The 20,830-nt window shown below is 69.7% G+C and carries 19 protein-coding genes; 8 read left to right on the top strand and 11 right to left on the bottom strand.

All coding sequences use genetic code 11. The annotated features are described in order from the left end of the window. Positions 1–4: 4 nt before the first annotated feature. Genes ACWDA7_RS15455 through ACWDA7_RS15445 form a run of 3 tightly spaced genes read right to left on the bottom strand, consistent with a single transcriptional unit; the run spans position 5 to position 4,559 of the window. A complete protein-coding gene (locus ACWDA7_RS15455) occupies positions 5–1,981 on the bottom strand; it encodes an ABC transporter permease (RefSeq protein WP_450604727.1) in 1,977 nt (658 codons plus the stop codon). After that, on the bottom strand, positions 1,981–3,069 hold the full coding sequence (locus ACWDA7_RS15450) for a betaine/proline/choline family ABC transporter ATP-binding protein (RefSeq protein WP_432936287.1): 1,089 nt from the start codon (positions 3,067–3,069) through the stop codon (positions 1,981–1,983). The genes ACWDA7_RS15455 and ACWDA7_RS15450 overlap by 1 nt, the downstream gene beginning before the upstream one ends. 20 nt (positions 3,070–3,089) lie before the next feature. Further along, positions 3,090–4,559 (bottom strand): aldehyde dehydrogenase family protein, encoded by a 1,470-nt coding sequence (locus ACWDA7_RS15445; protein ID WP_450604725.1) that lies wholly within the window; start codon positions 4,557–4,559, stop codon positions 3,090–3,092. A 222-nt stretch (positions 4,560–4,781) separates the two neighbouring features. On the opposite strand from ACWDA7_RS15445, the gene purU reads away from it, so the two are divergent. Beyond that, positions 4,782–5,654 (top strand): formyltetrahydrofolate deformylase, encoded by an 873-nt coding sequence (gene purU, locus ACWDA7_RS15440; protein ID WP_450604723.1) that lies wholly within the window; start codon positions 4,782–4,784, stop codon positions 5,652–5,654. A gap of 28 nt (positions 5,655–5,682) precedes the next feature. Here purU and ACWDA7_RS15435 read toward each other — a convergent pair whose 3' ends face one another. Then, positions 5,683–6,519 (bottom strand): 5,10-methylenetetrahydrofolate reductase, encoded by an 837-nt coding sequence (locus ACWDA7_RS15435; protein WP_450604722.1) that lies wholly within the window; start codon positions 6,517–6,519, stop codon positions 5,683–5,685. Between the two features lie 3 nt (positions 6,520–6,522). Next, complete coding sequence (gene betA, locus ACWDA7_RS15430) at positions 6,523–8,193, bottom strand: choline dehydrogenase (RefSeq protein ID WP_450604720.1); 1,671 nt, start codon at positions 8,191–8,193, stop codon at positions 6,523–6,525. Positions 8,194–8,346: 153 nt separating this feature from the next. Between betA and ACWDA7_RS15425 the strand changes: the two genes are divergently transcribed. Beyond that, positions 8,347–9,144, top strand: coding sequence for an IclR family transcriptional regulator (locus ACWDA7_RS15425; RefSeq protein ID WP_450604719.1), 798 nt, complete (start codon positions 8,347–8,349; stop codon positions 9,142–9,144). 60 nt (positions 9,145–9,204) lie between these two features. Here the strand turns inward: ACWDA7_RS15425 and ACWDA7_RS15420 are convergent, their stop codons facing one another. The 4 genes from ACWDA7_RS15420 to ACWDA7_RS15405 all read right to left on the bottom strand — a co-directional run bounded on the left by ACWDA7_RS15420 (position 9,205) and on the right by ACWDA7_RS15405 (position 13,961). Beyond that, positions 9,205–10,338 (bottom strand): aromatic ring-hydroxylating oxygenase subunit alpha, encoded by a 1,134-nt coding sequence (locus tag ACWDA7_RS15420; protein WP_450604718.1) that lies wholly within the window; start codon positions 10,336–10,338, stop codon positions 9,205–9,207. Positions 10,339–10,467: 129 nt separating this feature from the next. Next, positions 10,468–11,628 carry an NAD(P)/FAD-dependent oxidoreductase gene (locus tag ACWDA7_RS15415; RefSeq protein WP_450604717.1) on the bottom strand — a complete coding sequence of 387 codons (1,161 nt, stop codon included), beginning with the start codon at positions 11,626–11,628 and terminating at the stop codon, positions 10,468–10,470. Beyond that, positions 11,625–11,987 carry a bifunctional 3-phenylpropionate/cinnamic acid dioxygenase ferredoxin subunit gene (locus tag ACWDA7_RS15410; protein ID WP_450604716.1) on the bottom strand — a complete coding sequence of 121 codons (363 nt, stop codon included), beginning with the start codon at positions 11,985–11,987 and terminating at the stop codon, positions 11,625–11,627. Before ACWDA7_RS15410 ends, ACWDA7_RS15415 begins: the two co-directional genes overlap by 4 nt. 885 nt (positions 11,988–12,872) lie before the next feature. After that, positions 12,873–13,961, bottom strand: a complete 1,089-nt coding sequence (locus tag ACWDA7_RS15405) for an S-(hydroxymethyl)mycothiol dehydrogenase (protein WP_450604715.1) — start codon at positions 13,959–13,961, stop codon at positions 12,873–12,875. Positions 13,962–14,045: 84 nt separating this feature from the next. Here ACWDA7_RS15405 and ACWDA7_RS15400 point away from each other — a divergent pair, with 84 nt between their 5' ends. Together ACWDA7_RS15400 and ACWDA7_RS15395 are read left to right on the top strand one after the other, a co-directional pair. Then, positions 14,046–14,252, top strand: a complete 207-nt coding sequence (locus tag ACWDA7_RS15400) for a hypothetical protein (protein WP_450604754.1) — start codon at positions 14,046–14,048, stop codon at positions 14,250–14,252. 200 nt (positions 14,253–14,452) lie between these two features. Then, positions 14,453–14,827, top strand: a complete 375-nt coding sequence (locus tag ACWDA7_RS15395; protein ID WP_450604714.1) for an ArsR/SmtB family transcription factor — start codon at positions 14,453–14,455, stop codon at positions 14,825–14,827. A gap of 265 nt (positions 14,828–15,092) precedes the next feature. On the opposite strand, the gene ACWDA7_RS15390 is transcribed toward ACWDA7_RS15395, so the two are convergent. Next, on the bottom strand, positions 15,093–15,902 hold the full coding sequence (locus ACWDA7_RS15390) for an SGNH/GDSL hydrolase family protein (protein WP_450604713.1): 810 nt from the start codon (positions 15,900–15,902) through the stop codon (positions 15,093–15,095). Between the two features lie 319 nt (positions 15,903–16,221). Between ACWDA7_RS15390 and ACWDA7_RS15385 the strand changes: the two genes are divergently transcribed. The 4 genes from ACWDA7_RS15385 (at position 16,222) to ACWDA7_RS15370 (ending at position 19,400) form a co-directional block, all read left to right on the top strand. Further along, a complete protein-coding gene (locus ACWDA7_RS15385; protein ID WP_450604712.1) occupies positions 16,222–16,722 on the top strand; it encodes a winged helix-turn-helix transcriptional regulator in 501 nt (166 codons plus the stop codon). An 88-nt stretch (positions 16,723–16,810) separates the two neighbouring features. Next, positions 16,811–17,317 carry an SRPBCC family protein gene (locus ACWDA7_RS15380; protein ID WP_450604711.1) on the top strand — a complete coding sequence of 169 codons (507 nt, stop codon included), beginning with the start codon at positions 16,811–16,813 and terminating at the stop codon, positions 17,315–17,317. After that, on the top strand, positions 17,317–18,375 hold the full coding sequence (locus ACWDA7_RS15375; protein WP_450604710.1) for an LLM class flavin-dependent oxidoreductase: 1,059 nt from the start codon (positions 17,317–17,319) through the stop codon (positions 18,373–18,375). Before ACWDA7_RS15380 ends, ACWDA7_RS15375 begins: the two co-directional genes overlap by 1 nt. A 302-nt stretch (positions 18,376–18,677) precedes the next feature. Continuing rightward, complete coding sequence (locus ACWDA7_RS15370) at positions 18,678–19,400, top strand: hypothetical protein (RefSeq protein WP_450604709.1); 723 nt, start codon at positions 18,678–18,680, stop codon at positions 19,398–19,400. A gap of 102 nt (positions 19,401–19,502) precedes the next feature. Here the strand turns inward: ACWDA7_RS15370 and ACWDA7_RS15365 are convergent, their stop codons facing one another. Further along, the gene (locus tag ACWDA7_RS15365; RefSeq protein ID WP_450604708.1) at positions 19,503–20,255 is read right to left on the bottom strand and encodes an SDR family NAD(P)-dependent oxidoreductase; all 753 of its coding nucleotides are present in this window, start codon (positions 20,253–20,255) and stop codon (positions 19,503–19,505) included. Positions 20,256–20,830: the final 575 nt, after the last annotated feature.

Below are 20,830 nucleotides of genomic sequence, written 5' to 3'. Positions count from 1 at the left end.
CTCCTTACGCACTGGTGCGGCGCGCCGCAGCCTGAGTGATCCGGTCGAACATGACTCCGAGCAGTACGATGGCGAGTCCCGCCGCCAACCCCTTTCCGTACAGCTCTCCCTGCGAGAATCCGGCCACGACGTCGTAGCCGAGGGCGCCGGCACCGACCAGGCCGCCGACGACAACCATCGAGAGCACGTAGATGAGGCCCTGGTTGGTGGCAAGGGTCAGCGCACTGCGTGCCATCGGCAGTTGGACCTTGGTGATGATCTGCCAGGTGTTGCAGCCGGTGGAGGCGGCCGCCTCCACGGTCGTCTCGGGAACGTTGCGCACCCCGTCCGCGATGATCTTGATGGCGACGGGGGCCGCGTAGACGACGGCCGCCACGATCGCGGTGAAACGTGTGGCGCCGAAGAGCGCAAGGAACGGCACGAGATAGACGAACGGGGGCATGACCTGCGCCGCGTCCAGCGTGGGCCGCACGATCCGGTCCACCAGCGCGCTGCGTCCCATCCACACGCCGAAGGTGGCGCCGAGCAGCATCACCAGGACCGTGGCGACGACGGTCGAGGCCAGCGTCGTCATGCTGTCCGACCACAGACCGGTACCGACGAGCAGCCCCACGCACACGACGGCGGTCACCGCGGCCCGCCAGCCGCCGAGCACCGCGGCGAGCCCGCACAGAGCGGCGCCCACCAGCCACCACGGGGAGTCCGTGAGCAGCGTCTGGAAGGGGTTGAGCAGGCCGTTGGTGAGCGCGTCGCGGAAGGCGTTGGTGACGCCCGACACATGGTCCTGCATCCAGGTGGTCGCCGTGTCCGCCGCGCTCGCGATGGCGCTGCCGGTGCCGCCGTCGCCCGGGAAGGATGCCGCCCATACGTAGGTGTGGGACAGATACACCAGCACCGCCGTGACGACCGCACCGGCGATCAGCAGCGGCCTGCGCCATCGCAGGAAACGGCCGCCCGAGCGGCGCGCCGCCTCCGCACGCCCGGCCGCCGCCGTGGTGACCCGGTCCAGGACGATGGCCATGACGACGATGGCGAGCCCCGCGTTGAAGGCGGTTCCCACGTCGAGCGACTGCAGGGCCTGTACGACGGTCTTGCCGAGGCCGGGCGCGTCGATCAGTGCGGCGATGGTCACCATGGCCAGGGCCGCCATGATGGTCTGGTTGACGCCCATGACCACGGTGCGCTTCGACATCGGCAGCAACACCTTCAGCAGCTGCTGCCGTCGTGTCGAGCCCATCGACTCCGCCGCCTCGACCGTGGCCGGCGGCACGGAGCGGATGGCGTGTGCGGTGATGCGGATGGCGGGCGGAGCCGCGTAGATCACGGTGGTGATCGTGGCGGAGGCCCCTCCGATGAGGAAGAACAGGGTCAGCGGGGCGAGGTAGACGAAGGTCGGCATCGTCTGCATGAAGTCCAGGACGGGCGTCATGATCCGGTTGAACCGGTCGGAGAGACCGGACCACACACCGAGGGGGATGCCGATGAGCAGCGCCACGAACACCGCCGACAGGGTCAGCGCCAGAGTGTCCATGCTCTCCTGCCACAGGCCCTGCAGCCCGAAGAACGTGAAGCCGGCGACGGCCAGGAGAGCGACCCGCCAGTTCCCTACGGCCCAGGAGACATAGCCGGCTAGTCCCACGACACCGAGCCAGCCGATCTGCGGGACCGGGCGGGTGCCTGTGGGCTGTGAGATCAGGGACTGGACGAACGTCACCAGGTTGTCGATGACCAGGCGGATCTCATTGAAGAAGTAGAGGAAGAGCGGATTGGAGTTGCGGTTGGCGCCGATGGTGTCGTTGACGTCGTTCAGCCAGCGGTGCAGACCGGTGAGGTCGGCCGCGGCGAGGGACAGCGTCTGCCGGCCGCGCAGCACGGCGAACAGCACCAGCCAGGCGATCAGGATCGCCGCCACCACGACGGGGCGGCCGACCTTCTTGCGCAGGGGCGCGACCGGCGCGGTCGCGTCGGCGGCGACGGCCATCACGCACCGCCTTCCTGCCCGGCGACCACGGCGAGGATCTCCTCGTCGCCGACGATGCCGAGCAGCTTGCCGTTCTCGACGACCTTGACCGGTTTCTCGGCGGCCAGCACTGCCCGGGTGGCCTCGCGCACGACGACGTCCGGGCCGAGTTCGGGACCGTCGAGGGCGTCGTCGGGCTCCGCGGGGCGCATGATCCAGCGCAGGGTCAGCACATCCCCGCGCGGCACGTCGCGGACGAAGTCCCGTACGTAGTCGTCCGCCGGGGCGCCCACGAGCTCGTCGCCCGTGCCGCACTGGACCATCCTGCCGTCGCGCATGATGAGGATGCGGTCGCCGAGCTTGAGTGCCTCGGAGAGGTCATGGGTGATGAACACCATGGTCTTGCCGACCTCGTGGTGCAGCCGGATGACCTCGTTCTGCATGTCACGGCGGATCAGCGGGTCGAGGGCGGAGAACGGCTCGTCGAAGAAGAGGACGTCGGGGTCGCCGGCGAGGGCACGGGCGAGGCCCACGCGCTGTTGCATACCGCCGGAGAGCTGGTCGGGATAGGAGTTCTCGTATCCGGCGAGGCCCACCAGTTCGACGACCTCCAGAGCCCGCTTGGTGCGCTCGGCCTTGCCCATGCCCCGGATCTCCAGGCCGAACGCCACGTTCTCGACGACCCGTCGGTGGGGCAGCAGGCCGAAGTGCTGGAAGACCATGGAGAACTTGCTGCGCCGCAGCTCGCGCAGCCGCTTGGCGTCGGCGCCGCGGATGTCCTCGCCCTCGAACACGATCTCGCCGGCGGTGGGTTCGATCAGCCGGGTCAGACAGCGCACCAGAGTGGACTTCCCGGAGCCGGACAGACCCATGACGACGAAGACCTCGCCGGGCGACACCTCGAAGTCGACGTCGCGCACGGCGGCGGTGCATCCGGTGCGGTCCATGAGTTCACGGCGGGTCAGCCCGCACAACTCCTCGGAGCCCGGCACCTGGTCGGCCTTCGGCCCGAACACCTTCCACAGTCGGCGCACGGAGATGACCGGGGTGCGGTCCGAATCCTGGGGCGTGCCGCGCCGCTGCGACACCTCGGTCTCTGTGGGGGTCACGGTCGACCTCTTTTCGGCGTTCAGCCGCGGAACCAGTGCTGCGGCCGGGGTTGGATGTTCTGCCAGACGTGCTTGGGCTCGCGGTACTCGTTGAGGCCGGTCGGTCCCAGCTCCCGGCCTACGCCCGAGTGCCCGAAGCCACCCCATTCCGCTTGCGGCACATAGGGGTGGTAGTCGTTGATCCACACCGTGCCGTGGCGCAGCCGCCGGGCGACCCGCTGGGCCTTGCCCGCATCCTGCGTCCAGACGGCTCCGGCCAGTCCGAACTCCGTGTCGTTGGCGATGCGGACGGCGTCGTCCTCGTCGTGGAAGCGCTCGACGGTGAGCACGGGGCCGAAGGACTCCTCGTGCACCACGCGCATGTCCTGCCGGCACTCGTCGAGGACGGTGGGCGGGTAGTAGAAGCCGTTCGCCAGCCCGGGATCGTCCGGGCGTCTGCCGCCGCAGCGCAGTACGGCGCCCTCGGCGAGGCCGGCCGCGACATACACCTCGACCTTCTCGCGGTGTTGCGCGGAGATCAGCGGTCCGCTCTCCGCCTCGGGGTCGAAGGGGCCGCCGAGGCGGATGAGCCGGGCCCGGCGTACGACCTCGTCGACGAGGGCGTCGTGGAGGGAGTCCTCGACGATCAGCCGGGCCCCGGCCGAGCAGACCTGGCCCGAGTGCAGGAAGACGGCCGTGAGCGCGAAGTCGACGGCGGTCTCGAAGTCGGCGTCTTCGAAGACCACGTTCGGGTTCTTGCCGCCGAGTTCCAGCGCGACCTTCTTCACCGTCGCTGCGGCAGCGGCCATGATGCGCCGTCCGGTCTCGAAGCCTCCGGTGAACGACACCATGTCCACGGCCGGGTCCTCGGCGAGCGGCGCGCCCACCTCGGCTCCCGCGCCCAGCACGAGGTTGGCGGTACCGGCCGGGAGCCCTGCCTCGTGCAGGGCGCGCATCAGCAGGATAGAGGTGGAGGGCGTGAGTTCGCTGGGCTTGAGGACGAAGGTGTTGCCGGCCAGGAGGGCCGGGGCGACCTTCCAAGAGGCCTGCAGCAGCGGGTAGTTCCAGGGGGTGATCAGTCCGCAGACGCCGACGGGCTCATAGGTGACGCGGCTGAGGGCGTCGTCGCGGCCGGTGTCCACCACGCGGCCGGCGTCGGTGCCGGCGATGCCGCCGTAGTAGCGGAAGCAGGAGACGACGTCGGCGATGTCGTACTCGCTCTCGACCAGCCGCTTGCCCGTGTCCAGCGACTCCGCGCGGGCGAACTCCTTGGCGTCGCGTTCGAGGATGTCGGCGGTGCGCAGCAGGAGTTCGCCCCGTTCGCGCTCGGGGGTGTGCGGCCAGGACCCGGTGTCGAAGGCGTGCCGGGCCGCGGCGATCGCCGCCTCGGTGTCGGATCGCGTGCCCTCGGAGACCGTCGCCACGAGCGTCCCGTCGGCCGGACAGCGGATCTCCCGGTGGCCGCCGGCCGCCGGATCACGCCACTCTCCATCCACATACAGATCTGCCACGCGCCGAGCCCTTCGACCGGAATGCGTTGCGCATCGTGCACTGAATTGCTGGTGGTGGAACACCTTGGCCGAATGAACGGACATACGTCAAGGGGTTGGTGGATTGCGATTTCGCCATCCGGGCAGTTGCCCCGACGTACTTGACCGAGTGCCTCGCAGGGCCCAACCATGTTGCGCATCGCTCACCAGGTTGTGCAATACGCACCAAGGGAGGCACCTCGAATGACCCCTGGACCGCAGCCCGGCCGTGAGTACGTCCTCACCCTCTCGTGTCCCGACACCGCCGGACTGGTGCATGCCGTGAGCGGCTTCCTCGTCAGGAACTCCGGCAACATCCTGGAGAGCCGGCAGTTCGACGACCGTTTGCAGGGCCGGTTCTTCATGAGGGTCCACTTCGACGTTTCCGACCCGGACGTCGACCTGGAAAATCTACGTTACCGATTCGGCCCCGTCGCCGAGGCCTACGGGATCTCCTGGGCCCTGCGCCACGCCTCCACCCCGACCCGGACGCTCATCATGGTGTCCAGGTTCGGGCACTGTCTGAACGATCTGCTCTTCCGGTGGCGCACCGGCGCGCTCAACATCGAGATCCCGGCCGTCGTCTCCAACCACCGGGACTTCGAGGGCCTCGCGCACACCTATGGCATCCCCTTCCACCACATCCCCGTGACAGCGGACACCAAGGCCCACGCCGAAGCTCGCCTGCTGGGTCTGGCAAGGGAGTTGAACATCGACCTCGTGGTCCTCGCCCGTTACATGCAGATCCTCTCCGACGATCTGTGCAAGGAACTGGAAGGCCGGGCCATCAACATCCACCACTCCTTCCTGCCCGGCTTCAAGGGCGCGCGCCCCTACCGGCAGGCGTACGAGCGCGGCGTGAAGCTGGTCGGCGCCACGGCGCACTATGTGACGCCGGACCTGGACGAGGGTCAGATCATCGAGCAGGACGTGGTGCGGGTGGACCACTCCCTCGACCCCGACGATCTCGTCACGGTGGGCCGCGACGTGGAGGCGCAGGTACTGGCCCACGCGGTGAAGTGGCACACCGAGAGCCGGGTCATGGTGCACGGCAACCGCACGGTGGTCTTCCGCTGAGCGCCGCGCGGACCCCGTTCAGCCCACCTCAGCCGCCCAACCGGTCGAGCAGGGCGCGGCGCCAGCGTTCGGTCTCCGCGACCTGGTTGAACGTGAAGAGGTGAAGCCCGGCCACTCCCGCCGAGGGCGCGGTGAGCGCGTCCGCGCCGCGCGCGAGGAGCCTTCCGGGGTCGTACCCTCCGGGCGCGGCGAACCGCAGAAACCACGAGGGGTGCCTGGTCAGGAAACGTGTGGACTCGCCAACCCCGATCTTCGTCGCCATGGACAGCAGCTTCGCGCGCTGCACGGGCCCCGTGACGCCCACGTGGACGGGCAGGGTGACCCCGCGGCGGCGGATCCGGGTGATCCAGTCGCCGAGCACGCGCGGATCGAAGCACAGGTTGCTGACGATGTACGTGGCGTGCGCCTGTTTGGCCCACATCGCCTGGACGGTGATGTCGTCATGGATGAGGGGGTGGCTCTCCGGATAGCCCGTGATCCCCATCTCCGGGAAGGGCCTGCCCAGTTGGCTCAGCGTGCGCAGCACCGGCAGCGCCCCCTCGTACACCCCGGCTGGCGGATCGGCGTCGCCCGCCGGGACGAACACGTCGTCGACGCCCACCGCACGCAACCGGTCGACGACATCCTTGAGATGCGCGTCGTCCCGCAGCAGCCGCGCGGGAACGTGCGGGACGACACGGTATCCGTGCGCGGCGAACCGCTCGGTAAGGGCGAGCGTCGGCTCCAGGCCCTTGACCGGCGACGCGGTGACGGTGACCACGACGTCGCGCGGTAGATGGGCGAGGACCTTCTCCTCGGTCGTCGCGGCCGGCAGCACCTCGTAGCGGACACGGCCGAGCAACGTCCGCAGTACCTCGGCGCCCAAGGCCTACCGGGCCTGTTTCTGCGCGTCGCGGTGGCGGTAGTACACGGCCTTGGACGGGGCCGGCTGTTCGTTGCCCAGGATGAGGTCCGCCGCCTTCTCGGCGACCATCATCACCGGTGCGTAGATATTGCCGTTCGTGACGTACGGCATCACCGAGGCGTCGACGACGCGCAGCCCGTCCAGTCCGTGCACCCTCATGCTCAGCGGGTCGACGACGGACATCTCGTCGGTGCCCATCTTGCAGGTGCAGGAGGGGTGGAGGGCCGTCTCGCCCTCCTTGGCGACCCAGGCGAGGATCTCCTCGTCGGTCTCCACGGAGGGTCCGGGTGAGATCTCACCGTCGTTGTACGGCGCGAGCGCCGGCTGGCCGAGGATCCGGCGCGCGACGCGGACGGCCTCGACCCACTCGCGGCGGTCCTGTGCGGTGGACAGGTAGTTGAAGCGGAGTGCCGGGTGCTTGAGCGGATCCCTGCTCTTGATCTTCACGGAGCCCCGGGCGTCGGAGTACATCGGCCCCACGTGCACCTGGTAACCGTGCCCGCCCGCCGGCGAGGAGCCGTCGTAGCGGACCGCGACGGGCAGGAAGTGGAACATCAGGTTGGGGTAGTCCACGTCCTCGTTGCTGCGGGCGAAGCCGCCGGCCTCGAAGTGGTTGGTCGCGGCCGGGCCCGTGCGGAAGAGCCACTGCAGTCCGATGACGGGGGCACGCCACTTGGCCATGTACGGCTGCACGGACACGGGCTGCCTGCAGGCGTACTGGACGTAGACCTCGAGGTGGTCCTGGAGGTTCTCCCCGACGCCCGGCAGGTCGTGGACCACGTCGATGCCGAGGGCGGCCAGTTCAGCGGCGTTGCCGACCCCGGACAGCTGCAGCAGTTGCGGGGAGTTGATGGCGCCGCCGCACAGGACGACCTCGCGGGCGCGGACCTGCTGCGGTGTGCCGCGCCCTTGCCGGTACTCGACGCCGACGGCGCGCTTGCCCTCGAAGAGGATCCGGCTGACGAACGCCCGGGTCTTCACGGTGAGGTTGGGCCGTTTCATCGCGGGCTTGAGGTACGCCTTCGATGCCGACAGACGGCGCCCGCGGTGCACGTTGCGGTCGAAGGGAGCGAAGCCCTCCTGGCGGTACCCGTTGACGTCGTCGGTGCGGGCGTAGCCCGCCTGCTCAGTGGCCTCGAGGAAGGCGGTGAACAGCGGATTGACGGCGGGGCCGCGCTCGAGCACGAGCGGGCCGTCGTGGCCGCGGAACTCGTCGTCGTTACCGGCCGCGAGACAGTTCTCCATCCGCCGGAAGTACGGCAGGCAGTGCGCGTAGTCCCAGGTCTCCATCCCGGCATCGGCGGCCCACCGCTCGTAGTCCATGGGGTTGCCGCGCTGGAAGATCATGCCGTTGATGCTGCTGGAGCCGCCCAGTACTTTGCCGCGGGCGTGGTAGATGCGCCGACCGCCCATATGGGGCTCGGGCTCGGACTCGTACTTCCAGTCGTAGAAGCGACTGCCGATCGGGTAGGTCAGCGCCGCGGGCATGTGGATGAACACGTCCCACGGGTAGTCGGGCCGGCCCGCCTCCAGCACCAGCACCCGGTTTCGGGGCCCCGCCGAGAGCCGGTTGGCAAGGGCGCTGCCGGCCGATCCACCGCCGACGATGACGAAGTCGTACTGCTGAGGAGCCATGGTGCCTCGTCTCGCTCGCGCCGTCGATACGCGAGGCATGCTAATACGGGTAGCGCTATGCGCACTAGGTTGCGTTCAGCGCAACTTGACGGGCCCTTGAGCATGTCGGCGATCACTTGCGTCGGCGTTGTTTACTGCGCGTATAGTTTCGCCATGAGCAACTACAGTCCGGATACCGAAACGACAGGTCCGCAGGCCGGCGGAGTGCAGTCCGTCGATCGCGCCATCAGCGTCCTCGAGATCCTGGCCCAGCGCGGCGAGGCGGGCGTCAGCGAAGTGGCCGCCGAGATCGATGTTCACAAGTCGACCGCGTTCCGGCTGCTCGGCGCCCTGGAGGCGCGCGGTCTGGTGGAGCAGGCGGGCGAGCGCGGCAAGTACCGGCTCGGATTCGGCATCGTACGCCTGGCCGGTGCCGTCACGGGGCGGATCGACATCACCCAGCAGGGACGCCCGGTCTGCGAGCGTCTCGCCGAGGAGATCGGCGAGACCGTGAACATCGCCGTGATGCAGGAGCAGTACGCGATCAACCTCTACCAGGTGCGCGGGCCGGCGGCCGTCACCGCGCACAACTGGGTCGGCCAGCTGACCCCGTTGCACGCCACCTCGAGCGGCAAGATCCTGCTGGCCCATCTTCCCGCCAAGGAGCGTGCCGCCCTGCTGTCGGACGCCGGCCTGAAGAAGGTCACCCCGCACACGCTGACGGCGAAGACGAAGCTGGAGAAGAATCTCGCCGAAGCCCGGGAACGGGGCTATGCCTGGACGCTGGAGGAGCTGGAGATCGGGCTGCACGCGATGGCCGCGCCGATCCGCGACCGGGAGGGGCAGGTCGTCGCGGCGATCAGTGCCTCGGGACCCTCTTACCGGTTCACCGAGGAACGGATGCACGAGCTCGCTCCGGTGCTGCTCAAGGGCGCCGAGGAGATCAGCCACCGGATGGGCTACCTGGGCTGAGCGGCCCGCGCGCCCCGGCTGCGGGGAGCTCAGGAGCGAGGCCGTGACCGCACGGCCCGGTCAGCGCGGCTGCCCGGTGCCCAGACGCTCCTGCACCCAGTCGTGGAAGGCGCCGATGTGGTGCTCACTGGGCACCAGTACACCGCCCTTGGCGTAGAGCCGGGAGCTCATTCCGGGCTGGGTGCGTTCGCACGCATCGAAGTCCTGGCGGTTGACCCGGTCGAAGAGTTCCACGGACCGGCCGAGGTCCTTTCCGCTCTCCACGACGCCGGGCAGGTAGAGCCAGTCGCACTCCACGACCGTGCGGTCCACGGCCACCGGGTACATTCGATGGAAGATCACGTGGTCGGGTACGAGGTTGATGAATACCTGCGGCTTGACGGTGATCGCGTAGTAGCGGCGGTCCTGCTCCTCGGACACCCCGGGAATCCGCTGAAGTCCCTCGGAGCCGTCGACGGTGAAGCCCTGGACCTCCTCGCCGAACTCGGCGCCGTGGCCCACGTAGTACTGCGCGGCGTAGCCGTCCGCGAACTCCGGTAGCACCTCGGTGAGTTCCGGGTGGATCGTGGCGCAGTGGTAGCACTCCATGAAGTTCTCGATGATGAGCTTCCAGTTCGCCTTGACGTCGTAGACGATCCGCTTGCCCACCGCGAGGTTCGCGATGTCGTAGTGCTCGATCGACTCCACGTCGCCCAGCCGGGCGATGACCTCGCCGACGACCTCCTCCTCGAAGGACGGCGGATTCTCCGCCAGGCACACCCAGACATAGCCGAGCCACTCGCGCACGGCCACGCTCACCAACCCGTACTCGGTGCGGCCGACATCGGGCATCTTGCTGAGATTGGGCGCCGCGACGAGCCTGCCGTCGAGGTCGTAGGTCCAGGCGTGGTACGGGCACTGGAAGGCGCGCTTCACCTCGCCGGCCCCCTCGGTGCGGAGCTTGGCTCCGCGGTGCCGGCAGACGTTGAAGTAGGCGCGCACGGAGTCGTCCCGGGCGCGGGTGACGAGGATGCTCTCGCGCCCGACGTCGACGGTCCGGAAGGCGCCTGGCTTCGGCAGGTCGGACGAGCGCGCGACGCAGAACCACATCGTCTCGAAGATGCGCTCCTGCTCCTGGGCGAAGATTCCCGGGTCCGTGTAGCAGGAGCCGGGGAGGGTGGCGATCAGGCTGTCCGGCAGGTCTGTCGAGGTCACGGTGCACTCCTCGGGAAACGTCGTGGATCGGTCAGTCACGCGCAGAGAAGAGCGACTTCGCGCGGCGTTGTGTATGGGGCAACGCTGCGTGCCATGTGCAACGCAGCATGAGTTGCCGCCCCGTCGGTGTCAAGAGGCGGCCGTGAGCCGCTTGCGCCAACGGGTGAACAGCCGCGGCTGGTTCACCCCGAGCACGGCGACCGGCCGACCGGCACGCCGGTAGACGGCCAGGAAGCGACGGTCGCCGATGGTTCCTTCCTCCACCGTCACACTGTCGGCACCGGCGGCGTGACCCACGAACTGGATCTTCACGCCGTACTGGTCGGACCAGAAGTACGGCGGCCGGGGCGCGACCGTCTCGGCGGCACCCGAGGTCAGCAGCGTCGCCACGGCGATGTCCGGCCGCTCCAGCGCGCCGGTCCAGTGCTCGACGCGGCGATGGCGGCCGGCGTGTGGGTCGTACCAGGCGGCGCAGTCTCCGACGGCCACCACCCCGGGCAGGCTGGTGCGGCCGTCGGCGCCGCACGTGACGCCGTCGTCGAGCGCGACACCGGAGCCTGACAGCCAGTCCACGCACGGACGTGCGCCGACGCCGACGACGACGGTGTCGGCCGGAATCCCGCGGCCGTCCTCGAGCAGCACGCCCTCCACCCGGCGCTCCCCGCTGAGTCCCTTGACGCCGACACCGCACAACAGCCGTACGCCGTGGTCGGCATGGAGGGCGGAGACGACGCGGCCCATGGTCTCGCCGAGCGGTCCGGCCAGCGGTGCCGGTGCCGCTTCGACCACCGTCACCTCGAGTCCGAGGCCGTGCGCGGTGGACGCGACCTCGGCGCCCACGAACCCGCCGCCGATCACCACCAGCCTTCCGCCCGCGGCCAGTTCGCCCCGCAGGGTGCGGGCGTCGTCCAGGGTGCGCAGGACGTGCACTCCGGCCAGTCCCGAGGTGCCGGGCAGCCGGCGCGCGGCCGCGCCGGTCGCGATGACCACGCCGTCGGCGCGTATCTCCCGGCCGTCGGCGAGACCGATGGAGCGCCGATTGCCGTCGAGTCCGATGGCGCGGGCACCCAGCACCCACTGGGCGTCCAGGTCCTCGTCCTCGCTCTCCAGCGCCAGATCCGCTTCGCCGATGGCACCGGCCAGGAACTCCTTGGACAACGGCGGTCTGTCGTACGGGCGGTGAAGCTCCTCACCGATGACGACCAGCCGGCCGTCGTATCCCCGCTTCCGCAGCGAGCGCGCCGCCGAGAGACCGGCCAGCGAGGCGCCCACCACGGCCACGGTCCTCACGCGGGGCCTCCGGCGAGACGGGAAGCCACGCAGGGCGGCAGGTTGGGCGCATCCGTCGACAGCTGGACGTAGATCGTGCCGTCCTCGACGACGACCTCGTGGGTGCGAACCGGGAGCTTGGCCGGCGGGGCGCCGACGGCACCGGTCCTCAGGTCGAACGTGGAGGCGTGCAGCGGGCATTCCACCTCGCAGCCCTCCAGCCAGCCGTCGGCGAGCGAGGCGTCCTGGTGGGTGCAGGTGTCGTCGATGGCGAAGACCTCTCCGTCCTCGGTGTGGAACACCGAGACCGGCGGGTCGATGTCGAGCCGGTAGGCCTCGCCTCGCGGCAGATCCGCGAGACGGCACGCGGGAATCATCATGACACCTCGGTGCGTATAGCGAAACGGATTGCGATTGACGCAACGCCAGTCTGTGGGCGGCGCTAAACCCTTGTCAAGACGTCCAAGAGCCCGGTTGAACCGGCTCCGGCGACCGTTCCCGGCGCATGCCAAAGGGTCCCAACCAGCCGCGCGAGCAGGCCGAAACGGGATCCGGCGATCCGGTGAGGAGGCGAGAACACGGGGTCCGTGCGGAACCATCGCGCCGGGAGGTAGGTGCGGAAAGCGTGGCCGTCCGCCGCACGGCGCGGCGGTGGCGCGGCGGCCGGGACTCGTTCGCTGAGCTGAGGGCGCTTGACCCGCACCAGCGGGGGTGTTGGGCGCGCACAGGCTCCTAGCGCCCGCACCGGCGCGCAGGTTGGGCCTGGACCGGCTCCCCATCGGCGTGAAGGCCGAGACCGCACCGGCGTGAAGCCGGACGGCGACGGGACACCCCGTGAGGCGGCACCCTCTCCCCGGCCGGCGCCGTGAAGCGCCGAGAGGTGCCGCCGTCCGGGCGTTCAGAAGCCGCGGTCGATCCGCTCCTGAATGGGTGGAGCGTCTCTAACTGGCCTAGCGAGCCTGAGCGTTGCTCAGCCTTGGGAGCCAATCGCCTTCGTGCCCTGGTACTGAACGACAGGAGCCGCCAGCCCGCGTGGCACGTCCCTCCGGACGCTGGTCGACCGGGCCGCAAGACCCGACCGAGGAGGGTGCCCGACGTCGCCTGGGCGCCCGACGTGCGCGTGGCACTCCGCCACAGGCTCACTACGCTTCGCTAATCCAACTGGTGAGCCTCGGCGCCGATGACGGTGGGGAAGTCGCTGTACGGCCTGCCGCCGTCCAGCGTGAACGTCCCCGAGCTGACGAGCCGTTCCTTACGGGCCCCCGTCATGGGAAGACCACCACCGAGCGCAGTACGTCGCCCTGGTGCATACGCGCGAAGGCCTTCTCGACCTCGTCCAGCGCGACGGTCTCCGTGACGAAGGCGTCCAGGTCCAGGCGGCCCTGCAGATAGAGGTCGATGAGCATGGGGAAGTCACGCGAGGGCAGGCAGTCGCCGTACCAGGAGGACTTCAGCGATCCGCCCCGGCCGAAAACGTCCAGCAACGGCAGTTCCAGCTTCATGTCCGGAGTCGGAACGCCGACCAGCACCACCGTCCCGGCCAGGTCGCGGGCGTAGAAGGCCTGCCGGTAGGTCTCCGGACGGCCCACCGCCTCGATGACGACATCCGCCCCGAATCCGCCGGTCAGTCCGCGGACCGCCTCGACCGGATCGGTCTCCTTGGAGTTGACCGTGTGGGTCGCGCCCAGTTTCCTTGCGGTCGCCAGCTTGCGGTCGTCGATGTCCACCGCGATGATCTTCGATGCGCCCGCCAGGTGCGAACCGGCGATCGCCGCGCCCCCCACGCCGCCGCAGCCGATCACTGCCACGCTGTCGCCGCGTCCGACGTTGCCCGTGTTGATCGCCGCGCCGAGCCCCGCCATCACCCCGCACCCAAGAAGTCCGGCGGCGGCCGCCGACGCCGCCCGGTCCACCTTGGTGCACTGCCCGGCCGCCACGAGTGTCTTCTCGGCGAAGGCGCCGATGCCCAGGGCCGGCGACAACTCGGTGCCGTCCAGCAGGGTCATCTTCTGCCGCGCGTTGTGCGTGTCGAAGCAGTACCACGGCCGACCGCGCAGACAGGCACGGCAGCGGCCGCACACCGCACGCCAGTTCAGGATCACGAAGTCGCCGGGTACGACGTCCGTGACGCCCTCGCCCACCGACTCCACCACACCCGCCGCCTCGTGCCCGAGGAGGAAGGGGAAGTCCTCGCTGATGCCGCCCTCACGGTAGTGGAGGTCGGTGTGGCAGACCCCGCAGGCCTCGATCTTCACCAGCGCTTCGCCCGGGCCGGGATCGGGCACGGCGATCGTCTCCAGGCTCACGGGGGAACCCTTGCCCCGCGCGACGACAGCACGGACGTGGTGAGTCATGGCCACTCCTCGGCTGGTACGAGACCCTGTTGGGCGTTGCTTATCGCGGCACGCATCTCGTGTCGTGCAACACAGGATCGTGGAGTGCCGAGCGACGGTCAAGGATCCGTCCGATGGCTTCGCGAGCGGCACATCACGGTGCCGCGTGGGTGCGCCGCCCGTCACCCGGCGAACGGCAAGAGCCGCAGCGGGAACGGACTGTTCCTCTACCTCGTCCTCGACCGGGCGAAATCCAACCTGGCCATGGCCCGCCACCAGCTCAAACGCATCGAGGCCGAGCTCGAGGTGTAGGCAGGCGGTGCGTCCGTACCTCCGCACACCGACGACTTGCAGATTTCTTCATCTGGGCACATCCAGATCGGGCCAATCTCCTGGGTGTGCGGGGCAGGAACGGCGAGGATCGGTCCGCAACACCACACGCGGCGGCGCGTATTGGGCCGCCGCACCCGGTACACCGCCCACCGAACGCGGCAGGGAGCGAGCGATTCAACATGCAGGTCCCCCTCTACCAGGCCAAGGCCGAGTTCTTCCGCATGCTCGGGCACCCCGTCCGGATCCGGGTCCTGGAACTCTTGCAGAACGGCCCCGTCCCCGTACGCGACCTGCTCTGCGAGATCGAGATCGAACCGTCCAGCCTCTCGCAGCAACTGGCGGTACTGCGCCGTTCGGGGATCGTGGTGTCCATACGGGAGGGCTCCACCGTGAGTTACGCGCTCGCGGGCGGCGATGTCGCGGAGCTCCTGCGCGCGGCTCGCCGGATCCTGACGGAACTGCTGGCCGGCCAGACCGAGTTGCTGGCCGAACTTCGCCAGGCCGACGACCGTCGTCCGGCCCTGGCCCCGGGCAGCGCACGTCGAAGCACCTGACAGCGCGGCCGGCACGCGACCTGCGCGGTCGACGGCCATGGGGCGACGGACGGCCGGCGAGCCGCGTCTCCACGAGGGGATCGTGGCGGCCTGGAGGAGGGGGACACACCTTAGGACGACTGTGACTCCGCCCGGCCTCCGCGGTGTTGCGGGGGCCGGGCGGGCGTGGAGGGGATCGGACGGTCACCAGGTATGACCGGCAGCGGCGAAGTCACCGTCGCGTCAGGTCGCCGGCGGAGGCCTCCGCCGTGCCCGGCGACGGGCCTCAGACGGAGCCGGCGAACACGGGAAGGTAACCGCGGGACTGCCCGACGTCGGTGGGGTGGTAGGACTCCGTGACGGCGAGCAGGTTCACGCTGCGCAGCCAGGGGTTGGCCGAGCAGATCTCGTGTCCGGTGAAGGAGCGGCGGACGTCGGCGAAGGTGAACCCGTGATCGGCGGCGCGCTTGGCGGTGACTGTGTCGAGGTGGTCGACGGCGTTGTTGAGGGCGGACCGCGCGGTGTCGGAGAGGCCGATCGCACACATCCCGCTGAGCCGGTACAGATGCGGATAGCCGAGCACCACGACGTGGGCGGCGGGGGCCTTGCTCCTGATGGCCTGGTAGAGACGGTCCAGGTCGCCCGGGAGATTGGCGTCCATGTATCTGCGTGCCTCGGCGGCGGCGGTCACGCATGCGGTCGTGCCGCGCAGCACGCAGGTCGTCATGACCTTGGCGAAGCCCGAGTCGCTGCCGCCGACCGTGATGCTGACCAGGCCGGTGCGGCGGCTGAGGGTACCGAGCTGGCGGGCCAGCACATCGCTCGTCCGGGCGCCGTTGCACGCGGCGAAGCTGAACGACGACACCGAATGGGCCGCGGCCCACTGGGCGGGATAGGCCCGGCTGCTGCGCAGGCAGTCGCCGCTCGAGGCGAGGTAGCCGCCTGCTCCGACCCCGGCGGAGTAGGAGTCGCCGAGGGCCACGTAGCCCCTGGACACCGACAGCGGGACCGCTTGTGCTGTGGTGGCCCCGGTGAAGGTCCAGGCGGCGGCGAGGAGGAGCGAGGACACACGGACGGCGATTCGGGACTGTCTCATGCTCCTGCCTTAACACGGCTCGTTCGACCCGGGCTGTCATGACCGCTCGCCCCCGCGCGGCCGTGTTGAGAAGCGTCCCTGGCCGTGCCGCTCGCGAAGCGTCCTGTCCTTGACCGGACTTCTGCGGGAACCGGCGGTGTACGGGCCTGCCGTACTCCGTGCGGACGTCACCCGGACGGCCGTCACTCCGCCGGCGGCGTTTGTGCCGCCCCCGGACTGGAGTGCCTCGCCCCGCGGAACCCCGGGAGACGCGGGCAATCGCCGATCACCGCCCTGATCATCAGCTGGGTTTCTTGGTGAGACTCGCTAGGGTGAGTGCATGAAACGGACGTCTTTCGAGAACTGGCCGTGCTCCATCGCGCGGACCATGGACCTCCTGGGTGACTGCTGGACGCCGCTGGTGCTGCGTGAGGCGTTCTACGAGGTCAGCCGCTTCGACGAGTTCCAGCAGGGGCTGGGCATCGCGCGCAACACCTTGACCGACCGGTTGCGTCACCTCGTGGACGAGGGTGTCCTGGAGAAGCGGCTCTACCAGAGCGAGCCGCGGCGTCACGAGTACGTACTGACGCAGAAGGGGCGGGACTTGTTCGGCGTCCTCGCCGCCATGTCCCGCTGGGGCGATCGATGGCTGGCAGGGGAGGAAGGCGTCCCCGTGGTGTTCCACCACGACACGTGCGGCCACGACACCGGGGCCGAGGTGGTCTGCGCGGTGTGCCGGAAGCCGCTGGAGGCCGAGGACACCTCGATGCGCATGGGGCCCGGGTATCCGGAACGGCTCAAGCGACGGGCGGATGTGCGCCGCCGGTTCGGTGCCGACTGACGGACCCGCCGCCCACGGTCCTTGACAGGGTAAGTCTTGTGAAGCAACCCTTGGGGCCAACTGCTCGATGGCGAGGAGGCTGGCCGATTTGGAGTGGACGGGCGCACGTTACGCGGACACACCCACGCTCGAGGTGCGGACCTGGATCGACGCCCCGCCGACGCGGGTCTGGTCGCTGGTGAGCGATATCGAGCTGATGCCGACCATGAGTGCGGAGCTCCAGTCGGTCGAGTGGCTCGACGGGGCGGCAGGGCCGGCCGTGGGCGCCAGATTCGTCGGGCGTAGCAAGCATGAGGCGCTGGGGGAGTGGCAGACGACCTCGCACGTCATCGAGTGCGAACCCGGGCTGTCGCTCGCCTGGGCCGTGGAGGACCCGGCCAACCCCTCAGCGGTCTGGCGCTTTCGGCTCCGGCCCAAGGACGGCGGCACCGAGCTGTCCGAATGGATGCAGCTGGGCCCGGGCCGTTCCGGTCTCTCCCTGGCCATCGACCGGATGCCGGAGAAGGAGCAGAAGATCGTGTTCGTGCGGCTGCGCGAGTTCGAGCGGAACATCACCGCCACCCTGGAGCAGATCAAGAAGCGGGCGGAGAAGTGATGCGCACCGCCACCACCATCGAGGCGTCCGGCGGTGAACGCTGGTCGGAGCAGACCGACTTCGTCGTGGAGGCCGAGAAGCTCGGCCTGGACGTGTGCTGGGTCGCCGAGGCATGGGGCTCCGACGGTCCCTCGGCGCTCGGCTACTACGCGGCGCGCACCGACCGGATGCTGCTGGGATCCGGCATCATGCAGGTGGGGACGCGGACTCCGACGGTCGTGGCACAGACCGCCATCACGTTGTCGAATCTGTCCGGCGGACGGTTCCTGCTCGGTCTCGGCGCCTCCGGCCCCCAGGTGATCGAGGGCCTGCACGGGGTTCCGTTCGCCCGGCCCCTGAGGCGTATGCGCGAGACCGTGGAGATCGTGCGCCGGGTCCTCGACGGTGGGAAACTCTCCTACTCCGGAGCCGAGTTCCGTATTCCGCTGCCGGGCGGCGAGGCGGTCCCGATGCGCCTGTCGATGCGCGCCGAGCACCGGATCCCCGTCTATCTGGCCGCGCTGTCACCGGCGATGCTGGAGCTGACCGGGGAGGTCGCCGACGGCTGGTTGGGAACGAGCTTCGTGCCCGAGGGTGCGGCCGGTGCCTACTTCGCCCATCTCGACAACGGCCTTGCCCGAAGCGGCCGTAGGCGTGCGGAGCTGGACATCTGCCAGGGGGCGGAGGTCGCGTTCGCGCCCGACGAGGAGGCGCTCGGGGCGATGACCGCGACGCGCAAGAAGGAACTGGCCTTCAGCCTGGGAGGCATGGGCTCCGCGTCCACCAACTTCTACAACAACGCCTACAGCCGCCAGGGTTGGGCCGAGATCGCCGCCGAGGTGCGGGAGCGGTGGCAGTCCGGCGACCGGGACGGTGCCGCCGGCCTGGTGACGGACGAGATGGTCCTGGGCACGACGCTGATCGGCACCGAAGCCATGGTGCGGCAACGGTTGAGGGTGTGGCGTGAGGCAGGCGTGGACACCGTCCGCCTCTACCCGGCGGGGGAGTCGCTGCAGGCCCGGCTCGACACCCTGGCCAGGGCCATCGAGCTGGTGCGGGAGACGGACGACGGTTCGTGAGCCGGAGCCGTGTCCGGGCCGCCGGTGACGCCCTCGCACTGCGGTCAGGCGCCCGGCCGCGCGCGGGACGGGCAGCCCCACGGACCTCGAGGTGTCCGGCTGACCGGAGCAGCCGGTGACCGGCGCGGACCCGCCGTGCACCCGGTCGGCGCAATGGGCCGAGCAACCCCGAGTGGCGCGGGAATCCTGACCGCGGGGGTGCGCCAGACTTCCGTGGAGACGACTTCGGACCGGACCCGGTGCCACGACACGGTTCCGGCCGGTCCCCGGATCGCCCCGGTCCGTGGACCGAGGAGGAGAGAATGAGCGACCTGCTGTCTGCAGTCCTGGAAGCCCACGGCGGCGTCGACCGGTGGCGGCGACTGTCGACCTGCACCGCGACGATCGTCAGTGAAGGGGAACTCTTCAGGGCCAAGGGGATGCCCCAGGACCCGCAGCCCCGGCAGATGACCGTGAGCCTGCACGAGGAGCACGCGTCGGTGCGTCCCTTCGGCGGCCCCGATCAGCGCAGCGACTTCACCCCCGACCGCACCGCGATCGAGCGCGCCGACGGATCTGTCGTGGCCGAACGCTTCGAGCACCGGAAGGGGTTCGCGGGGCATACGTTCGAGACTCCGTGGGATCCGCTGGACCGGGCCTACTTCAACGGGTATGCCCTGTGGACGTATCTGACGACTCCGTTCTTCATGCTCATGCCCGGGATGGCAGTTCACGAGAAGGAGCCGTGGGCCGAGTCCCCGACGGAGACATGGCGTGGTCTGCGGGTCTCCTTCCCGGACGGGATCGAGAGTCACAGCAGGGAACAGGACTTCTACTTCGGTGACGACTTCCTGGTCAGGCGTCACGACTACCATGTCGACATCGCGGGTGGTTTCGCGGCCGCCCATTACATGTACGACATCGCGGAAGCGGACGGGATCAGATTGCCCACCAAGCGCCGCGCGTACCGCCGGGGACCCGACGGGCGTCCGCTCCGCGATCACCTGATGGTCGGCATCGACCTCAGCGACGTCCACTACTTCTGACGGGGTCTCGCCCGTGGTCCCGTCCGGCTCCGCGGCGGGCCGGGCGGCGGCCGTGGTGCCCTTCCCTGGCCCCATGGCCGCCGCCCGGCATCACCGGGCTCGTCAGACGGCCGTACGACCGCCGTCCACGGGCAGTACCGCCCCGTGCACGAAGCTCGCCGCGTCGCCGGCCAGATAGGCGATCGCCTCGGCGACCTCCTCGGGCGCGGCCGGGCGGCCCGCCGGGGCCTGTGCGGCGAGTGCGTCGAGGTCCTCATCCATACCGGCGGTGCCCTCGGTACGCGTCGGGCCGGGCTCCACGGCATTGATCCGCACCCCGCGCGGACCGTACTCGGCGGCCCACGCCTTGGTGAGCAGGTTCACCGCCGCCTTGCTGGACGAGTAGAGCGCCATGCCGGCCACGCCGTACTCGGCGACCATGGTGCTCACGTTCACGACCGCCCCCTCCCCGCGTTCGGCCATCGGCGGGGCCAGGGCCGCCACCAGGTGGAAGGGAGCCTTCACGTTCAGGTCGTAGACGGCGTCCACATCGCCCTCCGGCGTCTGGTCCGTCGGGCCGAACGGGAAGATACCCGCATTGTTGACCAGGACGTCCACCCGGCCGCCGCCCAGTGCGACGGCCTCCCGGGCCAAGTCCCGCGCCCCCTGAGCGGTGCGCAGATCGGCGGCGACGAAGTCCGCCCGCCCACCCCGGTCCCGGATGGTGCCGACCACGGACTCGCCGCGGGCGCGGTCCCGGCCCGCGACCAGCACGTGTGCGCCGCGCTCGGCGAGCAGGGTCGCGGTGGCGGCACCGATCCCGCTGGTCGCCCCGGTCACCAGCGCCACGCGTCCGGTCAGAGCAAGAGAACCCATGAGGTCCATCCTTCGTATCGAATCTCCAGGGTCAGCGAGCACGACCGTGCCGCGTCCGCTGTCCCGTCACCTCGTTCGCGAGCTGACACGGGTCGAAAGCGCGCGCTGACGTACGGGATTCCGTCTTCGCCATAGGTGATTCCGAGAGCCGCCATAGGCGCCGGGGTGTCGTCCCGCGATCGAGCCCTTCCGGGTGCGCCGCAGCACCGGAGTGCTGGTCAGGCGCCATGCGTGGCCAAAAGCGGGACCTATGCCCGCTCTTGGTGAGGGCAATGGCTCGATGCGATGCGGGGCACCGAAACATCGCGCGGTCGCTCCGGCGATCCGCGCCACGTCCGGCCGCGCCCACGCCTGTGGCCGCCCCCGGTCAGACGAACCAGTGGCTTGTCGGCCATGAACGCGCCTGGAGGTCTCGAACCAGTCAGGACGCCCGGCCGACGGCGCGAGCGGTTGCCGCCGGCAGGTAAGGCCAGCGTAGGACGACCGTTCCTAGTCAGTGAGCAGGAGTGAGTCTTGTACCCAGTCCTGGTCAACTGGCGCATCCCGAACGGTGGTGGATGCACTGGTCTCCCGCG

This window comes from Streptomyces sp. NPDC001156 (genome assembly GCF_053598275.1).
Note: the sequence above shows the minus strand (reverse complement) of the source record. Positions and strands in the feature narration are given on the sequence as shown.

Excerpts from the sequence above, each read along its gene's own strand:
- ACWDA7_RS15405 (WP_450604715.1), bottom strand. The coding sequence starts at position 13,961 with ATGACTCACCACGTCCGTGCTGTCGTCGCGCGGGGCAAGGGTTCCCCC.
- ACWDA7_RS15425 (WP_450604719.1), top strand. The coding sequence starts at position 8,347 with ATGAGCAACTACAGTCCGGATACCGAAACGACAGGTCCGCAGGCCGGC.
- ACWDA7_RS15370 (WP_450604709.1), top strand. The coding sequence starts at position 18,678 with ATGAGCGACCTGCTGTCTGCAGTCCTGGAAGCCCACGGCGGCGTCGAC.
- ACWDA7_RS15365 (WP_450604708.1), bottom strand. The coding sequence starts at position 20,255 with ATGGGTTCTCTTGCTCTGACCGGACGCGTGGCGCTGGTGACCGGGGCG.
- betA (WP_450604720.1), bottom strand. The coding sequence starts at position 8,193 with ATGGCTCCTCAGCAGTACGACTTCGTCATCGTCGGCGGTGGATCGGCC.
- ACWDA7_RS15455 (WP_450604727.1), bottom strand. The coding sequence starts at position 1,981 with ATGGCCGTCGCCGCCGACGCGACCGCGCCGGTCGCGCCCCTGCGCAAG.
- purU (WP_450604723.1), top strand. The coding sequence starts at position 4,782 with ATGACCCCTGGACCGCAGCCCGGCCGTGAGTACGTCCTCACCCTCTCG.
- ACWDA7_RS15410 (WP_450604716.1), bottom strand. The coding sequence starts at position 11,987 with ATGATGATTCCCGCGTGCCGTCTCGCGGATCTGCCGCGAGGCGAGGCC.
- ACWDA7_RS15375 (WP_450604710.1), top strand. The coding sequence starts at position 17,317 with ATGCGCACCGCCACCACCATCGAGGCGTCCGGCGGTGAACGCTGGTCG.
- ACWDA7_RS15395 (WP_450604714.1), top strand. The coding sequence starts at position 14,453 with ATGCAGGTCCCCCTCTACCAGGCCAAGGCCGAGTTCTTCCGCATGCTC.
- ACWDA7_RS15390 (WP_450604713.1), bottom strand. The coding sequence starts at position 15,902 with ATGAGACAGTCCCGAATCGCCGTCCGTGTGTCCTCGCTCCTCCTCGCC.
- ACWDA7_RS15385 (WP_450604712.1), top strand. The coding sequence starts at position 16,222 with ATGAAACGGACGTCTTTCGAGAACTGGCCGTGCTCCATCGCGCGGACC.